The 18,419-nt window shown below is 54.6% G+C and carries 23 protein-coding genes, 1 tRNA gene and 1 pseudogene; 24 read left to right on the top strand and 1 reads right to left on the bottom strand.

Annotated elements, in window-relative coordinates; translation table 11 throughout:
• The first annotated feature begins 55 nt into the window (after positions 1-55).
• The 20 genes and pseudogenes from rplN to BITS_RS06065 all read left to right on the top strand — a co-directional run bounded on the left by rplN (position 56) and on the right by BITS_RS06065 (position 11,009).
• Positions 56-424 carry a 50S ribosomal protein L14 gene (gene rplN / locus BITS_RS06155; RefSeq protein ID WP_003837358.1) on the top strand — a complete coding sequence of 123 codons (369 nt, stop codon included), beginning with the start codon at positions 56-58 and terminating at the stop codon, positions 422-424.
• Positions 425-426: 2 nt separating this feature from the next.
• Positions 427-762, top strand: coding sequence for a 50S ribosomal protein L24 (rplX, locus tag BITS_RS06150; RefSeq protein ID WP_026641539.1), 336 nt, complete (start codon positions 427-429; stop codon positions 760-762).
• The gene (gene rplE / locus BITS_RS06145; protein ID WP_026641538.1) at positions 759-1,331 is read left to right on the top strand and encodes a 50S ribosomal protein L5; all 573 of its coding nucleotides are present in this window, start codon (positions 759-761) and stop codon (positions 1,329-1,331) included. The genes rplX and rplE overlap by 4 nt, the downstream gene beginning before the upstream one ends.
• A gap of 1 nt (position 1,332) precedes the next feature.
• Positions 1,333-1,518 (top strand): type Z 30S ribosomal protein S14, encoded by a 186-nt coding sequence (locus BITS_RS06140; RefSeq protein ID WP_003808046.1) that lies wholly within the window; start codon positions 1,333-1,335, stop codon positions 1,516-1,518.
• 85 nt (positions 1,519-1,603) lie between these two features.
• Complete coding sequence (gene rpsH / locus BITS_RS06135) at positions 1,604-2,002, top strand: 30S ribosomal protein S8 (protein ID WP_026641537.1); 399 nt, start codon at positions 1,604-1,606, stop codon at positions 2,000-2,002.
• 17 nt (positions 2,003-2,019) lie between these two features.
• Entirely contained in the window at positions 2,020-2,559 is a 540-nt protein-coding gene (gene rplF / locus BITS_RS06130) for a 50S ribosomal protein L6 (protein WP_026641536.1), read from the top strand.
• A gap of 2 nt (positions 2,560-2,561) precedes the next feature.
• Positions 2,562-2,933, top strand: a complete 372-nt coding sequence (rplR, locus tag BITS_RS06125) for a 50S ribosomal protein L18 (protein WP_026641535.1) — start codon at positions 2,562-2,564, stop codon at positions 2,931-2,933.
• The gene (gene rpsE / locus BITS_RS06120; RefSeq protein ID WP_034533450.1) at positions 2,930-3,661 is read left to right on the top strand and encodes a 30S ribosomal protein S5; all 732 of its coding nucleotides are present in this window, start codon (positions 2,930-2,932) and stop codon (positions 3,659-3,661) included. The genes rplR and rpsE overlap by 4 nt, the downstream gene beginning before the upstream one ends.
• A complete protein-coding gene (gene rpmD, locus BITS_RS06115) occupies positions 3,661-3,843 on the top strand; it encodes a 50S ribosomal protein L30 (protein ID WP_026641533.1) in 183 nt (60 codons plus the stop codon). Before rpsE ends, rpmD begins: the two co-directional genes overlap by 1 nt.
• A gap of 2 nt (positions 3,844-3,845) precedes the next feature.
• Positions 3,846-4,307, top strand: a complete 462-nt coding sequence (gene rplO / locus BITS_RS06110) for a 50S ribosomal protein L15 (protein ID WP_026641532.1) — start codon at positions 3,846-3,848, stop codon at positions 4,305-4,307.
• A 187-nt stretch (positions 4,308-4,494) separates the two neighbouring features.
• Positions 4,495-5,889 carry a preprotein translocase subunit SecY gene (secY, locus tag BITS_RS06105; protein WP_044259610.1) on the top strand — a complete coding sequence of 465 codons (1,395 nt, stop codon included), beginning with the start codon at positions 4,495-4,497 and terminating at the stop codon, positions 5,887-5,889.
• A 17-nt stretch (positions 5,890-5,906) separates the two neighbouring features.
• Complete coding sequence (locus BITS_RS06100) at positions 5,907-6,467, top strand: adenylate kinase (RefSeq protein ID WP_026641531.1); 561 nt, start codon at positions 5,907-5,909, stop codon at positions 6,465-6,467.
• Between the two features lie 131 nt (positions 6,468-6,598).
• Positions 6,599-6,817 carry a translation initiation factor IF-1 gene (infA, locus tag BITS_RS06095; protein WP_003808114.1) on the top strand — a complete coding sequence of 73 codons (219 nt, stop codon included), beginning with the start codon at positions 6,599-6,601 and terminating at the stop codon, positions 6,815-6,817.
• 20 nt (positions 6,818-6,837) lie between these two features.
• Positions 6,838-6,951, top strand: a complete 114-nt coding sequence (gene rpmJ / locus BITS_RS08950; protein ID WP_003808136.1) for a 50S ribosomal protein L36 — start codon at positions 6,838-6,840, stop codon at positions 6,949-6,951.
• A gap of 129 nt (positions 6,952-7,080) precedes the next feature.
• Positions 7,081-7,457 (top strand): annotated as a pseudogene (gene rpsM, locus BITS_RS06090) (30S ribosomal protein S13).
• An 83-nt stretch (positions 7,458-7,540) separates the two neighbouring features.
• Positions 7,541-7,939 carry a 30S ribosomal protein S11 gene (rpsK, locus tag BITS_RS06085; RefSeq protein WP_026641529.1) on the top strand — a complete coding sequence of 133 codons (399 nt, stop codon included), beginning with the start codon at positions 7,541-7,543 and terminating at the stop codon, positions 7,937-7,939.
• Positions 7,940-8,017: 78 nt separating this feature from the next.
• A complete protein-coding gene (locus BITS_RS06080; RefSeq protein WP_026641528.1) occupies positions 8,018-9,013 on the top strand; it encodes a DNA-directed RNA polymerase subunit alpha in 996 nt (331 codons plus the stop codon).
• Between the two features lie 80 nt (positions 9,014-9,093).
• Positions 9,094-9,561 (top strand): 50S ribosomal protein L17, encoded by a 468-nt coding sequence (rplQ, locus tag BITS_RS06075; RefSeq protein ID WP_026641527.1) that lies wholly within the window; start codon positions 9,094-9,096, stop codon positions 9,559-9,561.
• A 140-nt stretch (positions 9,562-9,701) separates the two neighbouring features.
• The gene (gene truA / locus BITS_RS06070) at positions 9,702-10,622 is read left to right on the top strand and encodes a tRNA pseudouridine(38-40) synthase TruA (protein WP_026641526.1); all 921 of its coding nucleotides are present in this window, start codon (positions 9,702-9,704) and stop codon (positions 10,620-10,622) included.
• 301 nt (positions 10,623-10,923) lie between these two features.
• Positions 10,924-11,009 (top strand) — tRNA-Ser (locus BITS_RS06065).
• Between the two features lie 193 nt (positions 11,010-11,202).
• Here BITS_RS06065 and BITS_RS06060 read toward each other — a convergent pair.
• Entirely contained in the window at positions 11,203-12,270 is a 1,068-nt protein-coding gene (locus tag BITS_RS06060) for a hypothetical protein (RefSeq protein WP_152571188.1), read from the bottom strand.
• Positions 12,271-12,355: 85 nt separating this feature from the next.
• On the opposite strand from BITS_RS06060, the gene nusA reads away from it, so the two are divergent.
• The 4 genes from nusA to truB all read left to right on the top strand — a co-directional run bounded on the left by nusA (position 12,356) and on the right by truB (position 18,320).
• Positions 12,356-13,381, top strand: coding sequence for a transcription termination factor NusA (gene nusA, locus BITS_RS06055; RefSeq protein WP_026641525.1), 1,026 nt, complete (start codon positions 12,356-12,358; stop codon positions 13,379-13,381).
• 185 nt (positions 13,382-13,566) lie between these two features.
• Positions 13,567-16,437 (top strand): translation initiation factor IF-2, encoded by a 2,871-nt coding sequence (gene infB, locus BITS_RS06050; RefSeq protein WP_026641524.1) that lies wholly within the window; start codon positions 13,567-13,569, stop codon positions 16,435-16,437.
• 231 nt (positions 16,438-16,668) lie between these two features.
• A complete protein-coding gene (gene rbfA, locus BITS_RS06045) occupies positions 16,669-17,307 on the top strand; it encodes a 30S ribosome-binding factor RbfA (RefSeq protein ID WP_081693467.1) in 639 nt (212 codons plus the stop codon).
• Positions 17,304-18,320 (top strand): tRNA pseudouridine(55) synthase TruB, encoded by a 1,017-nt coding sequence (gene truB / locus BITS_RS06040; RefSeq protein ID WP_026641523.1) that lies wholly within the window; start codon positions 17,304-17,306, stop codon positions 18,318-18,320. Before rbfA ends, truB begins: the two co-directional genes overlap by 4 nt.
• The last annotated feature ends 99 nt before the right edge of the window (positions 18,321-18,419 follow it).

Genomic DNA, 18,419 nt, shown 5'->3' with positions numbered 1-18,419 from the left:
CGAGACACCCCGAAAGGGGTGCTCGGGGAGAACCAGCTCGGCTAAGGAGAATCAAATGATTCAGCAGGAAACGCGGCTTCATGTCGCCGACAACACGGGTGCCAAGGAGATCTTGGCCATCCGAGTGCTCGGCGGATCGAAGCGACGCTATGCCGGCATTGGCGACGTGATTGTCGCCTCCGTCAAGGACGCGATCCCTGGCGGGTCGGTTAAGAAGGGCGACGTAGTCAAGGCTGTCGTTGTCCGCACTGTTAAGGAACACCGTCGTGTAGATGGTTCCTACATCAAGTTCGACGAGAATGCCGCTGTTATTCTCGGCTCCGGCCGTGAACCGAAGGGCACTCGTATCTTCGGACCGGTTGGTCGTGAATTGCGCGACAAGCGCTTCATGAAGATCGTGTCCCTCGCCCCGGAGGTGATCTGAGTATGGTAGCCAAGATCAAGACCGGCGACCAGGTCAAGGTCATCCGCGGCAAGGATCGCGGTAAGGAAGGCACCGTTAAGCGCGTGCTTCCTAATGATCGACTGATCGTCGAAGGCGTGCAGATCGTCAAGAAGCACGTTCGTGCTACACAGCAGGGCGAGCAGGCTGGTATCGTGTCCACCGAGGCTCCGATCCATCGCTCCAACGTGATGTTGATCGACCCGGAGACCAAGCAGCCGACTCGTGTTGGTGTAGTCATCAAGGAAGAGGTACGTGACGGCAAGGTGAAGACCGTGCGTGTGCGCGTAGCCAAGAAGTCCGGAAAGGAGCTGGCATGAGCGATACCGTTATCGAAGCGCCGGCAACTCCGCGCTTGAAGCAGCGCTACAAGGACGAAATCATCCCAGCTCTGGAGAAGGAATTCTCATATTCCAATCCAATGCAGGTAGCCCGGGTTCAGAAGGTTGTCGTATCCATGGGTGTTGGCGCCGCAGCTCGCGACTCCAAGCTCATTGAGGGTGCCATCAAGGATCTAACTCTGATCACCGGCCAGAAGCCAAAGGTCACCAAGGCCAAGAAGTCCGTCGCACAGTTCCATCTGCGCGAAGGCCAGGCCATCGGCGCCTATGTGACTCTGCGCGGCGATCGCATGTGGGAGTTCCTGGATCGCCTGCTGACCCTTGCTTTGCCTCGTATCCGCGATTTCCGTGGTATCAGCGGCGAGCAGTTCGACGGTCAGGGCAACTACAACTTCGGTCTCACCGAACAGTCCATGTTCCACGAGATCGATCCTGATTCGATTGATCACCAGCGTGGTATGGATATCACCGTGGTGACCAGCACCAAGGACGACAAGGAAGCACGCGTGCTGCTTAAGCACCTCGGCTTCCCCTTCAAGGAGAACTGAAATGGCAAAAACCGCTCTTAAGAACAAGGCGGCCGCTAAGCCGAAGTTCAAGGTGCGCGCTTATACGCGTTGCCAGGTTTGTGGTCGTCCCCACTCCGTGTACCGCAAGTTCGGCCTGTGCCGCATCTGCCTTCGTGAGAAGGCTCACCGCGGCGAGTTGCCCGGAGTTACGAAGTCCAGTTGGTAAACATCGACGCTGAAGGTCCGCGGCCCGAACGGAATTGCTTCCGGGAGGGCGGCGGAAACCACGGCGAGAAAGGGCGTTAGCCCACATGACAATGACAGATCCGATCGCAGACATGCTTACGCGTCTGCGTAATGCGAGCGCGGCAAAGCACGAAACCGTGGATATGCCGTACTCCAAATTCAAGGCGAATATCGCTGAGATCCTGAAGCGTGAAGGTTATATCAAGGACTTCACCGCAAAGGAAGCCAGGGTTGGACAGACCCTTGAGGTCTCTCTCAAGTACGGTCCAAACGGTGAGCGTTCCATCCAGGGCATCAAGCGCATCTCGAAGCCAGGCTTGCGTCGTTACGCAAAGTCCGATTCGTTGCCAATGCCTCTTGGTGGTCTCGGTATCGCTATCATCTCGACCAGCTCGGGATTGTTGACTCAGAAGGAATGCCTCGACCGGGGCATTGGCGGCGAAATCGTCGCTTACGTGTGGTGAGAAAGGAGAGCTGACACATGGCATCGCATATTGGTAAGCTCCCCGTCTCCATCCCGGCAGGCGTGGAAGTCAAGATTGACGGACAGTCCTTCAGCGCCAAGGGACCTAAGGGTTCTGACGCTTATGTCATTCCTGATGGCATCACTGCCAAGGTCGAAGACAATGAGATCATCCTGACTCCGGCTGATGACCTGCGTCCTACCCGTGCAATGCACGGATTGAGCCGCGCCATCGTCGCATCGATGGTCAAGGGTGTCCACGAGGGATACACCAAGACTCTCGATATTGTCGGTACCGGTTATCGTGCACAGATGAAGGGCAAGGGCATCGAGTTCTCGCTCGGCTACTCGCACACCATTACCGTGAACCCTCCGGAAGGCATCGAATTCGAACTGCCGAATCCCAACCAGGTGATCGTCAAGGGCACCGATAAGCAGGTTGTCGGCCAGGTGGCTGCGAATATTCGCAAGTTGCGTGCTCCTGAACCTTATAAGGGCAAGGGCATCAAGTACAGCGACGAGCGTATCCTGCGCAAGGCTGGAAAGGCTGGTAAGTGATTATGAGCGTAAAGATTTTCGGTAAAGGCAAGAAGGTCGCTCGTCTTCGTCGTCACGCCCGCCTGCGCAAGCGCGTTTTCGGTACTGCCGAGCGTCCGCGTCTGGTGGTCACCCGTTCCAACCGTCATATGGTTGCCCAGATCGTCGATGACACCAAGGGAATCACCTTGGTGAGCGAGTCCACCATGACCGCTGCATTCGAAGGTTTTGAAGGCACCAAGGTCGAAGCTGCAAAGAAGGTCGGCGAACTGGTTGCCAAGAAGGCTCAGGATGCAGGCATCACCGCAGTTGTCTTCGATCGTGGCGGCAACAAGTACCATGGTCGCGTCGCAGCTGTTGCTGAGGGCGCCCGCGAGGGAGGTCTGGCACTGTGAGCGACAACGAAACCCAGAAGGAAACTCAAGTGGCTGAAGAAACTCAGAATGCTGTGGCCTCTGAGGAGCGCAATGACGACCGTCGCGGCCGTCGTGGCCAGCGCGGTGAGGGCCGTCGTGGTCAGCGCCGTAATCGTCGTGAGGAAAATCACGGCGATGAGCTGCTCGATCGCGTTGTGACGATCAATCGTGTTTCTAAGACCCACAAGGGTGGTCGTACTTTCAGCTTCGCCGCATTGGTTGTGGTTGGCGACGGTAACGGCACCGTTGGTGTTGGCTACGGCAAGTCCCGTGAAGTCCCTGCAGCAATCGCTAAGGGCCAGCTGGACGCCAAGAAGCACATGTTCACTGTTCCACGTATCCGCGGTACCGTCACCCATCCGGTAATCGGTCATGACGCTGCAGGCACCGTTCTGCTCCGTCCAGCCGCACCCGGAACCGGTGTAATCGCCGGCGGTGCTGTTCGCGCCGTCATGGAATGCGCAGGTATTACGGATATCCTCACCAAGTCCATGGGCTCCGCGACCGCAGTGAATGTGGTTCGTGCAACCGTGGATGCGCTGAAGAACCTTGAAGAGCCGGAAGAGATCGCTGCTCGTCGTGGCCTGTCTCTTGAAGAGGTCGTTCCTGACGCCTTGCTCCGCGCCCGTGCAGAAGGCATTGCCGAAGCACGTAAGGCTCGTGAAGAGGCTCAGGCCAAGGCTGCTGAAGCAAAGGATGGTGAGTGATGAGCAACATGAAGATCACTCTGGTGCGTGGATTGGTTAACTCCAATGCAAAGCAGCGCGCCACCGTCCAGACTCTCGGACTTCGCAAGATCGGTCAGAGCGTCATTCGCGAGGACACCCCTGCGAATCGTGGTCTGGCCAATGCGGTCCGCCATTTGGTGACCGTCGAGGAGGCTGACTGATTATGGCAAACGAAGAAGAAACCACAATCCTGCAGATGCATGACCTCCGTCCTGCCCCAGGTGCCAAGAAGAACCGCATCCGTGTCGGACGTGGTGAAGGCTCCAAGGGTAAGACCTCAGGTCGTGGCGACAAGGGTACCAAGAAGCGTTATCAGGTACGTCCTGGCTTCGAAGGTGGCCAGCTGCCTCTGTACATGCGTCTGCCTAAGTTGCGCGGCTTCAAGAACCCCTTCAAGAAGGAGTTCCAGGTTGTTAACATCGCAACACTCGCTGAGCTCTTCCCCAAGGGTGGAGAAATCAGCGTACAAGACCTCGTGGCCAAGGGCGCTGTGCGTGCCAACCAGCCAGTGAAGGTCTTGGGCGATGGGGAGACCACGGTTGCTTTCACCATCTCTGGTGTGAAGGCATCCGCATCTGCCAAGGCCAAGATTGAAGCTGCCGGTGGTAACGTTTCCGAAGACTGAGTATCTTCGGGGATATGCTTCATAAGAGCTAAGTAAGGTCCTCCCCGCGATTACGCGGGGAGGACCTTTGCATATGTCATGCGTGTCGGCGTGTGATACGCATAAGGTAGGCGCTCTGCGCTAGACTCGTGCGTTAGAGTCTGTTTTGCATAGGTGCGAAGTGCACCATAAGGGAAGGAAACCCCAGGTGAGGACGTTAATCCAGGCCTTCAGAACAAAGGAACTTCGTAATAAGATCCTGTTCGTTTTTGGTATCATCATCATCTACCGCATCGGTTCATTCATTCCTACACCGGGTGTTGACTATAAAGTAGTTCGTGAATGTCTCACGACTGTGTCCAGTGCCTCGGAAAACTTCGTGGGACTGGTAAACCTCTTCTCGGGCGGTGCAATGCTGCAGCTGTCCATATTCGCTTTGGGTGTGATGCCATACATCACGGCATCCATCGTTATTCAGTTGTTGCGAGTCGTTATTCCTCGCTTTGAAGCTTTGCACAAGGAAGGCCAGTCCGGTGAAGCGAAGCTGACGCAGTATACTCGTTATCTCACCATCGGACTCGCAGTGCTGCAGTCGACCACCATTCTGGTAACCGCACGTTCCGGAGCCCTTTTCAACTATCAGTGCTCTCAGGTCATCCCGGATGGCTCTGTGTGGAATCTGATCGTTATGGTGCTCATCATGACCGGCGGTACTGGCCTGATCATGTGGATGGCCGAATTGGTCACCGACAAGGGCATCGGGCAAGGCATGTCCGTGCTGATCTTCATGTCCATCTGCTCCGGTTTCCTGCCTCAGTTGTGGCAGATCGGTTGGGGAAGCAATGGCACCGATGGTGATTGGACCAAGTTCGGCATCGTGTCAGGTGTTCTTTTGGTTATCTTGATCTTCGTCGACTTCGTGGAGCTCTCACAGCGTCGTATTCCTGTGCAGTACACCCGTCGCATGATCGGACGAAAGATGTATGGTGGATCTTCCACCTACCTGCCTTTGAAGATCAATATGAGCGGTGTGATCCCACCGATCTTCGCTTCTTCGATTTTGGCGATTCCGACGCTGATTGCACAGTTCGGCAGCTCAAGTGCAGGTTGGGTCACGTGGATTAACAACAATCTGGCGAATACCACCTCAGTGTGGTACATCTCCTTGTACGCCTTGATGATTGTGTTCTTCTGCTTCTTCTACACTTCGATCACCTTCAATCCAGACGAGACTGCTGACAATATGAAGCAATATGGCGGATTCATTCCCGGTATTCGTGCGGGTAGTGCAACAAGCCGCTATCTCAACTACGTCATGAACCGTCTGAATACTGTCGGTGCCGTGTATCTGCTCTTCGTGGCGTTGATTCCGACCGTATTGATCATGGCTCTGAATCTGAATTCGCGTCTGCCATTCGGCGGTACCACAATCCTGATTATCGCCGGTGTTGGTCTGGATACCTTGCGTCAGGCCAAGGCACAGACCGAGCAGTTCCAATACGCAGGATTCCTGTTCTCACATGACGAGGATGAGGATTCCAAGTCCAAGAAAGCTAAGAAATCCAAGAAATCAGATGATGACAAGTCGTCTGAGTCAAAGTGACTGAGAAAGGAACCACATTGCGTTTGTTGATCATGGGCCCGCAGGGCGTAGGTAAAGGCACCCAGGCAGCTCTGCTGAGCAAGCACTATGGCATCCCTGCCATTTCCACCGGTGATATTTTCCGTTATAACCTGAAGAACAAGACTGAATTGGGCAAGCAGGTTCAGGAGTTTATTGACCGCGGTGCATTGGTTCCTGACGAACTGACCAACAAGATCGTGAAGGATCGTCTCGCCATGGACGATGCCAAGGATGGTTGGATTCTCGATGGGTATCCTCGCAATGCGGCTCAGGTCAGTGCGCTGGACACCATGCTTGAGGAGTTGGGAACTCCTTTGAACCATGTGGTTGCATTGGAAGCGGCACGTTCCATTCTTCTCGAGCGCATGCAAAAGCGTGCGGTTGAAGAGGGCAGGTCGGATGACACTCCTGAAGTGATTGCAAAGCGACTTGAAACGTATGAGAAGGAAACTTCTCCTTTGCTTGATGTCTATGAAAGCCGCGGCCAGTTGGTTGTGGTTGATGGCGTCGGCGATATCGAATCCATTAATCAGCGCATCATTCAGTCGCTGAATTAATCGACATATTATACGAAGTGGGTTGAGGCAACACGCCGAGTGTTTGCCTCAACCCACTTTTCTTGTATTATTGCAATTTGGTGTGTCTTCAGACACACGAAGTAATTCAGCCAAGGAACGGAACGAGGCTCATGGCAAAAGACGGTGTGATTGAGGTCGAAGGTCAGGTAGTGGAAGCACTGCCTAACGCGATGTTTCGCGTCGAACTAGAGAATAAGCACATCGTGCTCGCAACCATATCGGGCAAGATGCGGAAGAACTACATCCGTATTCTGCCTCAGGATAGGGTAGTGCTGGAAATGAGCCCATACGATCTGAACCGTGGAAGGATTACGTACCGTTACAAGTAAGGTACAAGTAAAGGAAAACCATGAAGGTCAGCCCTAGCGTGAAGAGGATCTGCGAAAACTGCCGCGTGATCCGCCGTCACGGCCGCGTCATGGTGATCTGCGTCAACCCGCGCCATAAGCAGCGCCAAGGCTGAGTAGATTTCCAGCGGCATACAACAGATAAGGCGCTGAGTCGCAGCGAAAGCTGAACACCGGGTACGCAGGCCCGGTCCGGGAAACCGGAAGACTCGGTGTACGACCTGCGGAACACAGAAGGAATCGCAATGGCACGTCTTGCCGGAGTCGACATCCCCAATGAGAAGCGCATCGAGATCGCCCTCACCTATATTTTTGGTGTTGGTCGTACTCGTGCCAAGGAAACGCTTGCCGCGACCGGTATCAATCCGGACACTCGCGTCAAGGATCTGACGGATGAGCAGCTGATTACGCTGCGTGACTATCTTGAAGGTAATTACAAGATCGAAGGTGATCTGCGTCGTGAAATCGATGCAGATATCCGTCGCAAGATCCAGATCAACTGCTACCAAGGCCAGCGTCACCGTAAGGGACTTCCTGTGCGCGGTCAGCGCACCAAGACCAATGCACGCACCCGCAAGGTCCGAAGCGCACGGTCGCCGGAAAGAAGAAGGCTACCAAGTAGTCGGTGGCACGCTCCAGGCCACGAGATGAACAATCTCATCGTCTGGACAAACAAGTTAGTTCGTTACTAGGAAACGAGGGTCAATGGCAGCTGCAAAGCAGGCCACGCGCAAGCCTCGTCGTAGGGATCGCAAGTCGGTTCCTGTCGGGCAGGCGCATATCAAGTCAACTTTTAATAACACCATTATTTCAATCACCGATCCGTCCGGAGCAGTTGTGTCCTGGGCTTCCGGTGGCGATGTCGGGTTCAAGGGCTCCCGTAAGTCCACTCCGTACGCTGCTGGTATGGCTGCTGAGTCTGCTGCTCGCAAGGCCATGGAGCACGGTGTCAAGAAGGTCGACGTATTCGTCAAGGGACCTGGCTCTGGCCGTGAAACCGCCATCCGTTCCTTGCAGTCCGCCGGACTCGAAGTCGGTTCCATCACCGACGTTACCCCGCAAGCGCACAACGGCGTTCGTCCTCCGAAGCGCCGCCGCGTCTGAGCACTACTAGAATTCGTCCATCCAACCCGCTTATGTCCGGTGAGTGCACCACCGCGCAGAAGCTGAAAGGATAATACAGTGCTTATCGCACAGCGTCCGACACTTACCGAGGAATCTCTTACTCCACAGCGTTCCCGCTTCGTCATCGAACCACTTGAGCCTGGTTTCGGTTACACGCTGGGTAACTCGCTGCGTCGTACCCTGCTGAGCTCCATCCCAGGAGCTGCTGTGACTTCGGTGCGCATCTCCGGAGCCCTGCATGAGTTCACCACCCTTCCAGGTGTTGAAGAGGATGTCACTGAGATCCTCCTCAATGTCAAGGGCATCGTGCTCACCAGCGAATACGACGAACCGGTGGTTATGTATCTGCGCAAGAGCGGCAAGGGCGAAGCCACGGCGGGAGATATCACTCCGCCTGCAGGTGTGACCATTGCCAATCCTGATCTGCATATTGCATCGCTTGCCGAAGACGGCGAACTTGAGATCGAGTTCACCGTTGAGCGCGGCCGTGGGTATGTTCCTGCGCAGATGAACAAGCAGGACGGCGATGAGATCGGGCGTATCCCGGTCGATTCGATTTACTCGCCGGTGCTTAAGGTGAGCTATAAGGTCGAGGCAACCCGTGTGGAACAGCGCACGGATTTCGACAGGCTTATTCTGGATGTGGAAACCAAGCCGGCCATCACTCCACGTGATGCCGTTGCTTCCGCTGGTTCGACCTTGGTTGAGCTCTTCGGTTTGTGCCGTGAACTCAATGCCCAGGCTGAAGGCGTGGAAGTCGGTCCGGCTCCTGTCGTTGAGGAAGTCAACCCCGAGATGGCAGTGCCGATCGAGGATTTGAACCTCACTCAGCGCAGCTACAACTGCCTGAAGCGTGAAGGCATCCACACCATTGGGGAATTGGTCGCTCACACTGAGCAGGATTTGCTCGATATTCGTAATTTCGGTATGAAGTCCATCGATGAAGTCAAGGAAAAGCTGCAGTCTCTCGGATTGTCGCTTAAGGCTTCTCCTTTGGGATTTGATGCCAACAACCTTGAAGGTGGCACGTTCTTCTCGCCGGAAGACGAGTGACGTCCTCATTCACCAATCAGCTCGCGAGCATGGATGTTCGGGCATATGCCACCTATGCCTCGTGGCAATAAGGAGAAACAATGCCTACACCGAAAAAAGGCCCACGCCTGGCTTCAAGCCCGGCGCATGAGCGCCTGATGCTGGCAAATATGGCGACCAGTCTGTTCCAGAAGGGTCGTATCACCACAACTTTGCCGAAGGCCAAGCGTCTTCGTCCTCTGGCCGAGCGTCTTGTGACCTTCGCCAAGCGTGGTGATCTGCATTCACGTCGTCGCGTGATGCGTGTTATCCGCAACAAGTCCGTGGTGCACGTGCTGTTCACCCAGATTGCGGAACAGATGGAGCAGCGTGAGGGTGGCTACACCCGTATCGTCAAGATTGCTCCTCGCCGTGGTGATGCCGCTCCTCAGGCCATTATCGAGCTCGTGACTGAGCCGGTAAGCCCGAAGAAGGCAGTCGTCAAGGAAGCTGAAGCAGCAACCAAGGTTGCAGCAACTGAAGCTCCTGTCGAGACCGCTGCAGAGCAGACCACTGAGGCTGCTGAGTAGTCTTCATAGGCATAAAGATAATGGGTCGGAACCTTTATGGTTTCGGCCCATTATTGTTTTCAAGGGAGTTGCGGAGAATTTAGCGGCGCTAGGTGAATTGATACACTGAAGACACTCAACCCTTAGAATGTCAGGACCCAATGAGACTACGAATCGATTTAGCATATGATGGCGGTGCATTTTACGGATGGGCGAGGCAGCCTCATCTGCGCACAGTGCAAGGGGAAATCGAATCCGCATTGCACACGGTTCTGAGGATCCCTGATGATGATATCGCCAATCCTCTGCGATTGACCGTTGCAGGACGAACCGATACAGGAGTTCATGCATCTCACCAGGTATGTCATCTTGATATTGAGCCGCATGTTCTGGATTCATGCATAGGCCATATGCAGGTGAATGGTATTGCAGCCCTGCGTCACCGGTTAACCCATGTGCTGCCAAATGACATAGCTATTCACAATATCAGCAGAGCTCCTGATGGATTCGATGCACGATTTTCTGCACTTGAAAGAACATATGTGTATCGTATCGCTGACGCAACTTCTGTAATCGATCCGCGTATGCGGGGTTGCGTTTTGGCAGTTGATTACAGCCTTGATGTTGATGCCATGAATCAGGCTGCAGCCTTGACCGTAGGTCTGCATGATTTTGGTTCATTTGCAACTCCCAATCCCGGTGGCACCACAATACGCGAAGTGAAAACAGCCTATTGGCATCGAGTGAGACAAGAGGCATTGACACAGATCGGTGATGTGGACTCGTCAACGAAGATTGCGACGTATAGCACGCCCTTTATGGAGAGTGGATTGCTGTGCTTCACGATTGTGGCTGATGCATTCGCTCATAATATGGTGCGTTCATTGGTGAATGCCTGTGTCAAAGTGGGACAGGGCAAGAAGGATATCGAATGGTTCGCATCCAAGATGGACACCCCCGTGCGAGAAGGCTCTACAGGGCCGATTGCAGCATGCGGACTGACTCTCGAGCATGTGGCATATCCCGCTGATGCTTTGCTGGCAAGCCGTGCAAATGCAATTCGCGCAAAAAGGACGTTATGACGCTATGGCACAGCGGCGTGCCAGCGAATTCATGGGATACAGCACGGGATGGTTGCCATAAAGCGAGGAACACCAGCAATCTTGCACGTCGGATACCTTCACGGACTTCAACGTGATCTGGTCGTCACATGAATATGAAGTGTTCAACGTCTCATCGTTGTATTGATACACATTCAAACGCAGGTCGATATCAATGCGGACCGTGGCAGGGATCGACGCATGCGTATGGCCGCATCAAACGGCACGCCGCTTGCGCATATGAAAAAATGTCCTATAATAAACAAGTTGCTTTGCAATAGTTGGATGAGTGTCCGAGCGGTCTAAGGAGCACGCCTCGAAAGCGTGTGAGGGCGAACCCCTCCGCGAGTTCGAATCTCGCCTCATCCGCACTTCAGGGTTTTGGGTCATTCCCAAAACCCTTTTCCTTTTTCGTTTGGGAAACGTGTGCAATTCGGCCTGTAGGCCACGATTGGGGCCTATGGTCGGCCTATATAGGAACTGAGCGTGGTGCCTAGGGCCTGTTATTTGGCCTATAATTCCGTTGTTTGTCCTATAACCCTTTCAGTAGGCCGATATTCTATTATTTCGTCACCAGTAGTGCCACATCCAGGTTCGGGTATCCAAAAGTCAGTGCTTGGTAGATATGAGTTGCTATCAAGATGGCGAGATTATCATAGCCGGCGTTATTCGTCAGGACATCGGTGCTGGAATCTTCACTGGCAGAAGGCGATTCGTCTGAGTCGGCTGTGGAAGTGGCTGATGGCGAAGATGACATGGTGGGTGTCGAAGATGACGAATGTTGCGAAGATGACGAAGAAGATGACGAACCCTCTGAGGGTGAGGAATCTTGCGAAGCTGAAGAATCCTCTGGGGATGAGGAATCCTGTGAGAGTGAGGCCGAAGATGAGGATGCTTGGCTGGACTGTGTCATATCCGTTAAAGCGGCAAGCTCCTCTCGAGCGCAATCCATTTCTGTTGCAGCAATGGTGGGCACCGTCAAACCGGAGCTTGAATCGGTTATGGTGTCAGGATGCGCAAATATTTGGTCGACTGCGTACACTTTCTGACGATTGTCTTTAGCGGTGCCGCTCAGCGCAAGAAATTGTGACGCTGCTGCCTTGTGATTGTCGCTAATGGTCAATGAGGCATTGCTCACAGAACGGGCAGCCAGAACCTCGACGATGAAGCCAGCGCGGTCTTCTGCCAAAGCCATAGAGGAAATGGCGGAATCAGAAATAGCAAGAGCGGTTACCCCATCCAACCGTGAAGAGGTGCCGACGGAATTCGCGATGCCCAATCGCTTCGAGAGAATATATTGCCTATACATGGCCTGGGCTGCACGCACGGTTCCCTGACTGAAGCGTTGAGAACAAACAGCCGCTACCTGAAGCCATGCATTCTGGGCTCTCTGAGCAGACAGTAGCCTCAACTGATCAAAGGGGAGCGTATCGATATATGTAGAATTCGCGTGTGCTACGGCATACGACGCTTCGCATGTGCTCATGGTTCGCTCGGATTCCGCTCTGCCTGCCAAACGAGGCATGCTGCACGCCGCCAAAGTCAATGAAATCCCCAACGATACGCCTATAGCGCATATGCGACGCAGAAGTGAAGTACCGTGCGAAAGAATGCCGTAACGTGTCTGCATAGAGCTATAGACTAGTGGTTGTCTGTGACCAAGCGGGGCGGAACGCTTGGCATTATGTATAACTTCATATAGGAGGTCTTGCAATATGGAACTGGACCTGTCAGGAATCCACCAGCTGGCTGCTGGGCAAGGAATTGATCCCCAAACACTTGATGACGCACTTTCTGAAGCCCTGCGTCTGGCTTATTCAAAAACCCCTCACGCTGCAAAGCATGTTCGCGTGGAATTAGACGAACGTGCAGGCACATTCACGGTCTGGGCTCGAGATGAGATTCGTGTGGAACCCACCGAAGATAACCCGCATCCGGCACCGAAGTTAGGGGAGGAATATGACGACACCCCTAAGGACTTCGGTCGACTTGCAGCTGCTACGGCTCGTCAGGTTATTGGACAGCTCTTCCGCAAGGCTGAGGACGACCGTGTCTTGGGTGCTTTCTCTGGGCAAAAAGGCAAGCTGATTACCGGTATCGTACAACAGGATGTGAAGGATCCCACCAATGTGCATATTGCCGTAGGCGATGTGGAAGCGATTCTGCCAAGGCGAGAGCAGGTTCCCGGTGAGCGGTATAGGCACGGAGAACGTTTGCGCGTGTATGTGGTGAACGTGGCTCGTGGCCTGCGCGGTCCGGAAATCGTGGTTTCGCGCTCGCATCCGGAACTGGTTCGTCGTCTCTTCGAGCGAGAAGTGCCTGAACTGGTTTCCGGAGCGGTATCCATTATGGCAATCGCACGAGAAGCGGGAGCTCGTACCAAGATCGCAGTGCGGGCGAATACGGAAGGCGTGAATCCCAAGGGCGCGCTTATCGGGCCAGGCGGCGCTCGTGTGCGTGCCGTTATGGAAAATCTGGGACCGGAAAAAATCGATATCGTCGATTGGTCGGATGATCCGGCAAAGTTTGTTGCAGCGGCGCTCTCGCCGGCCATTGCCCGTGGCGTGCATGTGATCAGTGACAAGAACAAGACGGCTGTGGCATTTATTAATGACGATCAGCTCTCTCTGGCAATAGGCAAGGAAGGGCAGAATGCACGCCTTGCTGCAAAGCTTACCGGGTGGAAAATCGGCATTGAATCTGCCCAAGCGCATGAGGCAAAGGCTGAGGGCGCAAATTAAGCCAGCAATCCAGCGTAACGAGTATGCTGGAACGCGGTATCCGGGTGGGGGCGTGTGCGCCTCCACCACGGTCAGAGACGAGGTAGCACGATCATGGTCGCACGATGAGACGGGGTAAGCTCGCCGATAGAGAATAGTGGCCGCGCCCATATGCGCGTGGTCACAGAATTTTAGGAGAAAACTGAGTGGCAAAACAGCGCGTATATGAACTAGCCAAGGAGCTTGGCGTCGAGAGTAAGACGGTTCTTGAAAAACTCAAGGATATGGGTGAATTCGTCAAATCAGCATCCTCGACGGTAGAAGCCCCAGTTGTACGCAAATTGAAAGCAGCCTTCCCCAAGCAGGGCGGGGCTGCCAAGGAAACGCATCAGGGTGCACCGACACATGCTGCGCCCAAGCCGGCAAAGCCGGAAGCTTCAACACCATCAGCCGCGGCACGACCCAAGCCAGGTCAGCAGGCAACGGCGACACCGGGGCCGGCACCGGCGGCAAGGAATCCTCGACCTTCAGCGCCGAGGCCCGCAGGCCCTAAGCCCGGTCAGCGCTCCTCTCAGCAGCATGAGCGCAATGAGCGTTCTGAACGTAATGAGCGCAACGGTTCTCGTGATTCCCGCCAGCGTTCGCAGGGCATGCAATCGGGTCGTCCGGCACGCCCGCGCAATCATGAAAACAGGCCAGGAAACGGCAATGTTCCCACTCCGCATGCCCCTCGCGGTCAACAGCATGGCGGTGCTGCATCCCAGGGTGCTCAGGGATCGCGCCCGACCCCAGGCCCACGCCCAGGCAACAATCCGTTCAGCCGTAAGCAGGGTATGCGTACGCCTACGCCGGGGGATATCCCTCGTCCGCATCCGATGGCACGCCCCAATGTGGAAGGCGGTCGTGGTCGCGGCGGTCGTCCCGGACAGGGACAAGGTGGACAGCGCGGTGGTTTCCGCGGTCGTCCGGGCCAAGGTGGCGGTGCAAGACCAGGTCAGTGGGGGCAGAATCGTCCTCAGTCCGGAGGCTCGCAAGGCCGTCCAGGCGGCAATCGTTTCGGCTCCGGTAACGGTGGCGGATATCAGGGTGGTGGCAACTCCGCTCCTGCCTCAGGTCCGTCACGCGGTGGTGGCCGCGGTCGCGGCGGCGCTGCTGGTGCATTCGGACGCCAAGGCGGCAAGTCTTCTAAGGCACGCAAGAACCGTCTTGCAAAGCGCCATGAGTTTGAGGAGCTGAAAGCACCGGTTATCGGTGGCGTTCGCATTCCGGCAGGCAACGGCAAGACCATTCGCCTGCGTCAGGGCTCGTCGCTTTCAGATTTGGCTGAGAAGATCAATGTCAATCCAGCTGCTTTGGTGACTGTGCTCTTCCATTTGGGAGAGATGGCAACCGCCACCCAGTCTTTGGATGAGTCGACCTTCCAGATCCTCGGCGAGGAAATCGGTTGGAATATTCAAATCGTTTCCGCAGAAGAGGAAGATAAGGAATTGCTGCAGCAATTCGACATCAACCTCGATGAGGAAGAGCTGCAGGAGGATGAGGATTTGAAGCCTCGTCCGCCTGTGGTTACGGTCATGGGCCACGTCGATCACGGTAAGACCCGTTTGCTGGATACCATCCGCCAGACCAATGTGGTGTCCCGAGAGGCTGGCGGCATAACCCAGCGCATCGGTGCCTACCAAGTCACCGTCGATCTTGAGGGCGAGCCCAGGAAGATCACCTTCCTTGATACCCCAGGACACGAGGCGTTCACCGCCATGCGTGCCCGTGGTGCCGAACTCACTGATGTGGCGATTCTGGTTGTGGCTGCAGATGACGGCGTGATGCCTCAGACCGTGGAAGCGATCAACCACGCTCAAGCCGCACATGTGCCAATCGTCGTGGCAGTGAACAAGATCGATGTCGCAGGAGCCAACCCTGACAAGGTACGCGGTCAGCTCACTGAATTCGGCCTTGTTCCGGAAGAATACGGCGGCGACACCATGTTCGTGGACATCTCTGCTAAGCAGGGAACCAATGTGGACAAGCTGTTGGAATCAGTGTTGCTCACCGCCGACGCCGAGCTGGATCTGCGCGCAAATCCGGATATGGACGCCCGTGGTGCAACCATCGAAGCGCGTCTGGATAAGGGACGCGGTGCAGTGGCCACGGTTCTGGTGCAGTCGGGTACTTTGCATGTGGGTGATTCCATCGTTGCCGGTACGTCATATGGCCGCGTTCGTGCCATGCTTGACGAGAACGGTCAGCATATGGATAAGGCCGTGCCATCCGCTCCTGTTCAGGTGCTCGGTTTGACCTCGGTGCCAACCGCTGGTGATTTGTTCCTGGTGGCTCCTGATGATCGCACTGCTCGACAGATTGCTGAAAAGCGTCAGGCAACCGAACGTGCGGCCCAGCTGGCCAAGCGTCGCAAGGTCGTGTCCTTGGAGAGTCTCAAGGAGCAGTTCGCCAAGTCCGAAGTCGATATGCTCAATATCGTCATCAAGGGCGATTCCTCAGGTTCTGTCGAGGCATTGGAAGATTCTTTGATGAAGATCGAGGTTTCTGACGAGGTCGGTATTCAGGTCATCCATCGCGGTGTCGGTGCCATTACCCAGAACGATGTCAACTTGGCCACTGTCGACAAGGCAGTTATTATCGGCTTCAACGTGCGTCCTAATCGCCAGGTGGCTGATTTGGCCGAGCGCGAAGGCGTGGAAATCAAGTATTACTCGATTATCTACAAGGCCATTGAAGATATCGAAGCCGCTCTTAAGGGCATGCTCAAGCCGGAATTCGAAGAGGTGGTCACCTCGCATTCCGAGATTCGCGAGATCTTCCGTTCCTCCAAGTTCGGCAATATCGCTGGTGTCCTGGTTCAGGATGGCGAAGTGAAGCGTGGCACCAAGTGCCGCATTCTGCGCAACGGTGTTGCAACAGTGAATGATCTTGAGATCTCCTCGCTGCGTCGTTTCAAGGATGACGTGAATTCGGTTCAGGAAGGATATGAGGCTGGTATTAACCTCGGTACCTTCAATGACATCGAAGTGGGAGATATCATCGAGACCTTCGAGATGCGTGAGGTTGAGCGCAAGTAATTCACCTCAAGCTGTGAATTACTGATTCATACCAATGAAGCATTGCCTGTCGTGGTAGCGACGGGCAATGCTTTTTCTTGCCGCATACCATGCGGGAGCGGCCCGCGATAGACTGGGCATAGTTAATGCATGAAGCGCCGGAGCAAAACCTCAACATGCATGGTTGTGTTGAGGCTAACCGGCGTAATACAGCGAAATGAATAAGACCTAATACGAGGAAAAGGAAATCCCATGGCTGGAACGAACCCCCGTGCGGCACGCATTGCAGCGCTTATCCAACGAGTGATCGCATCATCAATGGAATCGCATCTGCATGATCAGCGTCTTTCCAATGTGACCATAACCGAAGTGCGCGTTACCAATGATTTGCAGTTGGCCAAAGTGTACTGGACTCAACTCGGTCATGCGGGCAAGGAAGAAGGCGAGCGCAAACGTGCTCAGCAGGCCCTTTCCCAAGCAAAAGGCCGACTGCGTTCTTTGGTGGGATCCAAGGCAGGTCTGCGTCTCACTCCTCAATTGCAGTTCATATATGACGAAGTGCCGGGTGAGGCTCATGAAATCGAGGATATTCTGGCCCTTGCGCGCAAGCGTGACGAAGAACTGGCCAAGGCGCGCGAAACGGCGCAATATGCGGGTGACGCGGATCCATACCGCCACGATGATGAATACGATGAAGATGAGTCCGACGATGAGTGGGACGAGCAAGATGATGGCATTGATGGCAGTGGCGAAGAATCAGATGGTTTCACGGATTCATATATTGAGCTCGATGATAATGACGACGATAATGAGGACGACGATGATCTCGATGACGACGGAGAAGAAGCCTCTGGCTTGGATTCGCATCATGATTCGGAGTCTGCTCAGTGACCGGTGTTTCACAGCATGATTCAGGATTATTGCTGGTAGATAAGCCTCAGGGCGTAACCAGTCACGATGTCGTTGCGGCCGTCAGATCAGCACTCCATATGAAAAAGGTCGGCCATGCGGGCACTCTGGATCCGATGGCCACCGGCATGTTGGTTATCGGTTTCGGCTATGCCACGCGGTTATTGAATTACCTTGTGGAGCATAGCAAAACATATGAGGCCACGATACGGCTTGGTCAATCAACCACCACTGATGATGCCGAAGGCGATATTGTGTCGCAGACTGCCTCGTTGTCCCCAAACGCTATTGCATTGTTGGCTGATGCGCAGGGTATGCGGCTCGCTGCGGAAAATGCGATTCGGAAGCATTTCCTTGGTGATATCGAACAGGTTCCGAGTTCTTTCTCAGCCATCAAAATCCACGGACAAAGGGCCTATGATCTTGCCAGATCAGGTGAGCAGGTCGAATTGCAGGCCCGACCCATCACCATCAGTGAATTTGAAGTACTCGATGTGCGTCAAGGCATCGCTGAAAACGAGCAAGCCGTCGTCGACCTTGATGTGAGAGTGTCGTGTTCCAGCGGAACATATATTCGTGCACTCGCACGAGATCTTGGTGCTGAGCTTTTGGTCGGCGGACATCTGACACGTTTGCGGCGCATACGAGTGGGACGATTCGATATCCAAGACTCGAAGGTTCTGACAGCGCATACCGAAAGTCGCCTGATCACCGGCAAAGACGGCTCACAGATAACAAGAAACAAGATCGTCCTCGAATGCGATCGCGACACCATCCGCGAATACGCGATTCCCATGTTGGATAGTGTGAAGCGATCTATGAATACGATAGAAATCACCGACAGCCAGGCTCAGGATTTACGCTATGGCAGGCGAATCGCCGCAGTAGTCGGAGAGCTCAGCGCCGCTTATATGCCTCATACAGGCGATGTCGTCGCGATTATCGAAGCCGATGGCGATGGGATGGCCAAGCCGGTGACGGTGTTTACAGCATAGATACGGTATTTCCGCGTAACATATGGTATTTTCCACACAATATGTTGAACCCATGTATTGCCATGGGCGTATGGCAGCGTTGGCGGTCTACTGCTAGCA

The organism is Bifidobacterium tsurumiense (genome assembly GCF_000741765.1).
Lineage (GTDB): Bacteria > Actinomycetota > Actinomycetes > Actinomycetales > Bifidobacteriaceae > Bifidobacterium > Bifidobacterium tsurumiense.
Note: the sequence above shows the minus strand (reverse complement) of the source record. Positions and strands in the feature narration are given on the sequence as shown.

Bases quoted from the DNA above. Each gene is read 5' to 3' on its own strand.
- rplN (WP_003837358.1), top strand. From the start codon at position 56: ATGATTCAGCAGGAAACGCGGCTTCATGTCGCCGACAACACGGGTGCC.
- rplX (WP_026641539.1), top strand. From the start codon at position 427: ATGGTAGCCAAGATCAAGACCGGCGACCAGGTCAAGGTCATCCGCGGC.
- rplE (WP_026641538.1), top strand. From the start codon at position 759: ATGAGCGATACCGTTATCGAAGCGCCGGCAACTCCGCGCTTGAAGCAG.
- BITS_RS06140 (WP_003808046.1), top strand. From the start codon at position 1,333: ATGGCAAAAACCGCTCTTAAGAACAAGGCGGCCGCTAAGCCGAAGTTC.
- rpsH (WP_026641537.1), top strand. From the start codon at position 1,604: ATGACAATGACAGATCCGATCGCAGACATGCTTACGCGTCTGCGTAAT.
- rplF (WP_026641536.1), top strand. From the start codon at position 2,020: ATGGCATCGCATATTGGTAAGCTCCCCGTCTCCATCCCGGCAGGCGTG.
- rplR (WP_026641535.1), top strand. From the start codon at position 2,562: ATGAGCGTAAAGATTTTCGGTAAAGGCAAGAAGGTCGCTCGTCTTCGT.
- rpmD (WP_026641533.1), top strand. From the start codon at position 3,661: ATGAGCAACATGAAGATCACTCTGGTGCGTGGATTGGTTAACTCCAAT.
- rplO (WP_026641532.1), top strand. From the start codon at position 3,846: ATGGCAAACGAAGAAGAAACCACAATCCTGCAGATGCATGACCTCCGT.
- infA (WP_003808114.1), top strand. From the start codon at position 6,599: ATGGCAAAAGACGGTGTGATTGAGGTCGAAGGTCAGGTAGTGGAAGCA.
- rpmJ (WP_003808136.1), top strand. From the start codon at position 6,838: ATGAAGGTCAGCCCTAGCGTGAAGAGGATCTGCGAAAACTGCCGCGTG.
- rpsK (WP_026641529.1), top strand. From the start codon at position 7,541: ATGGCAGCTGCAAAGCAGGCCACGCGCAAGCCTCGTCGTAGGGATCGC.
- rplQ (WP_026641527.1), top strand. From the start codon at position 9,094: ATGCCTACACCGAAAAAAGGCCCACGCCTGGCTTCAAGCCCGGCGCAT.
- truA (WP_026641526.1), top strand. From the start codon at position 9,702: ATGAGACTACGAATCGATTTAGCATATGATGGCGGTGCATTTTACGGA.
- BITS_RS06060 (WP_152571188.1), bottom strand. From the start codon at position 12,270: ATGCAGACACGTTACGGCATTCTTTCGCACGGTACTTCACTTCTGCGT.
- nusA (WP_026641525.1), top strand. From the start codon at position 12,356: ATGGAACTGGACCTGTCAGGAATCCACCAGCTGGCTGCTGGGCAAGGA.
- rbfA (WP_081693467.1), top strand. From the start codon at position 16,669: ATGGCTGGAACGAACCCCCGTGCGGCACGCATTGCAGCGCTTATCCAA.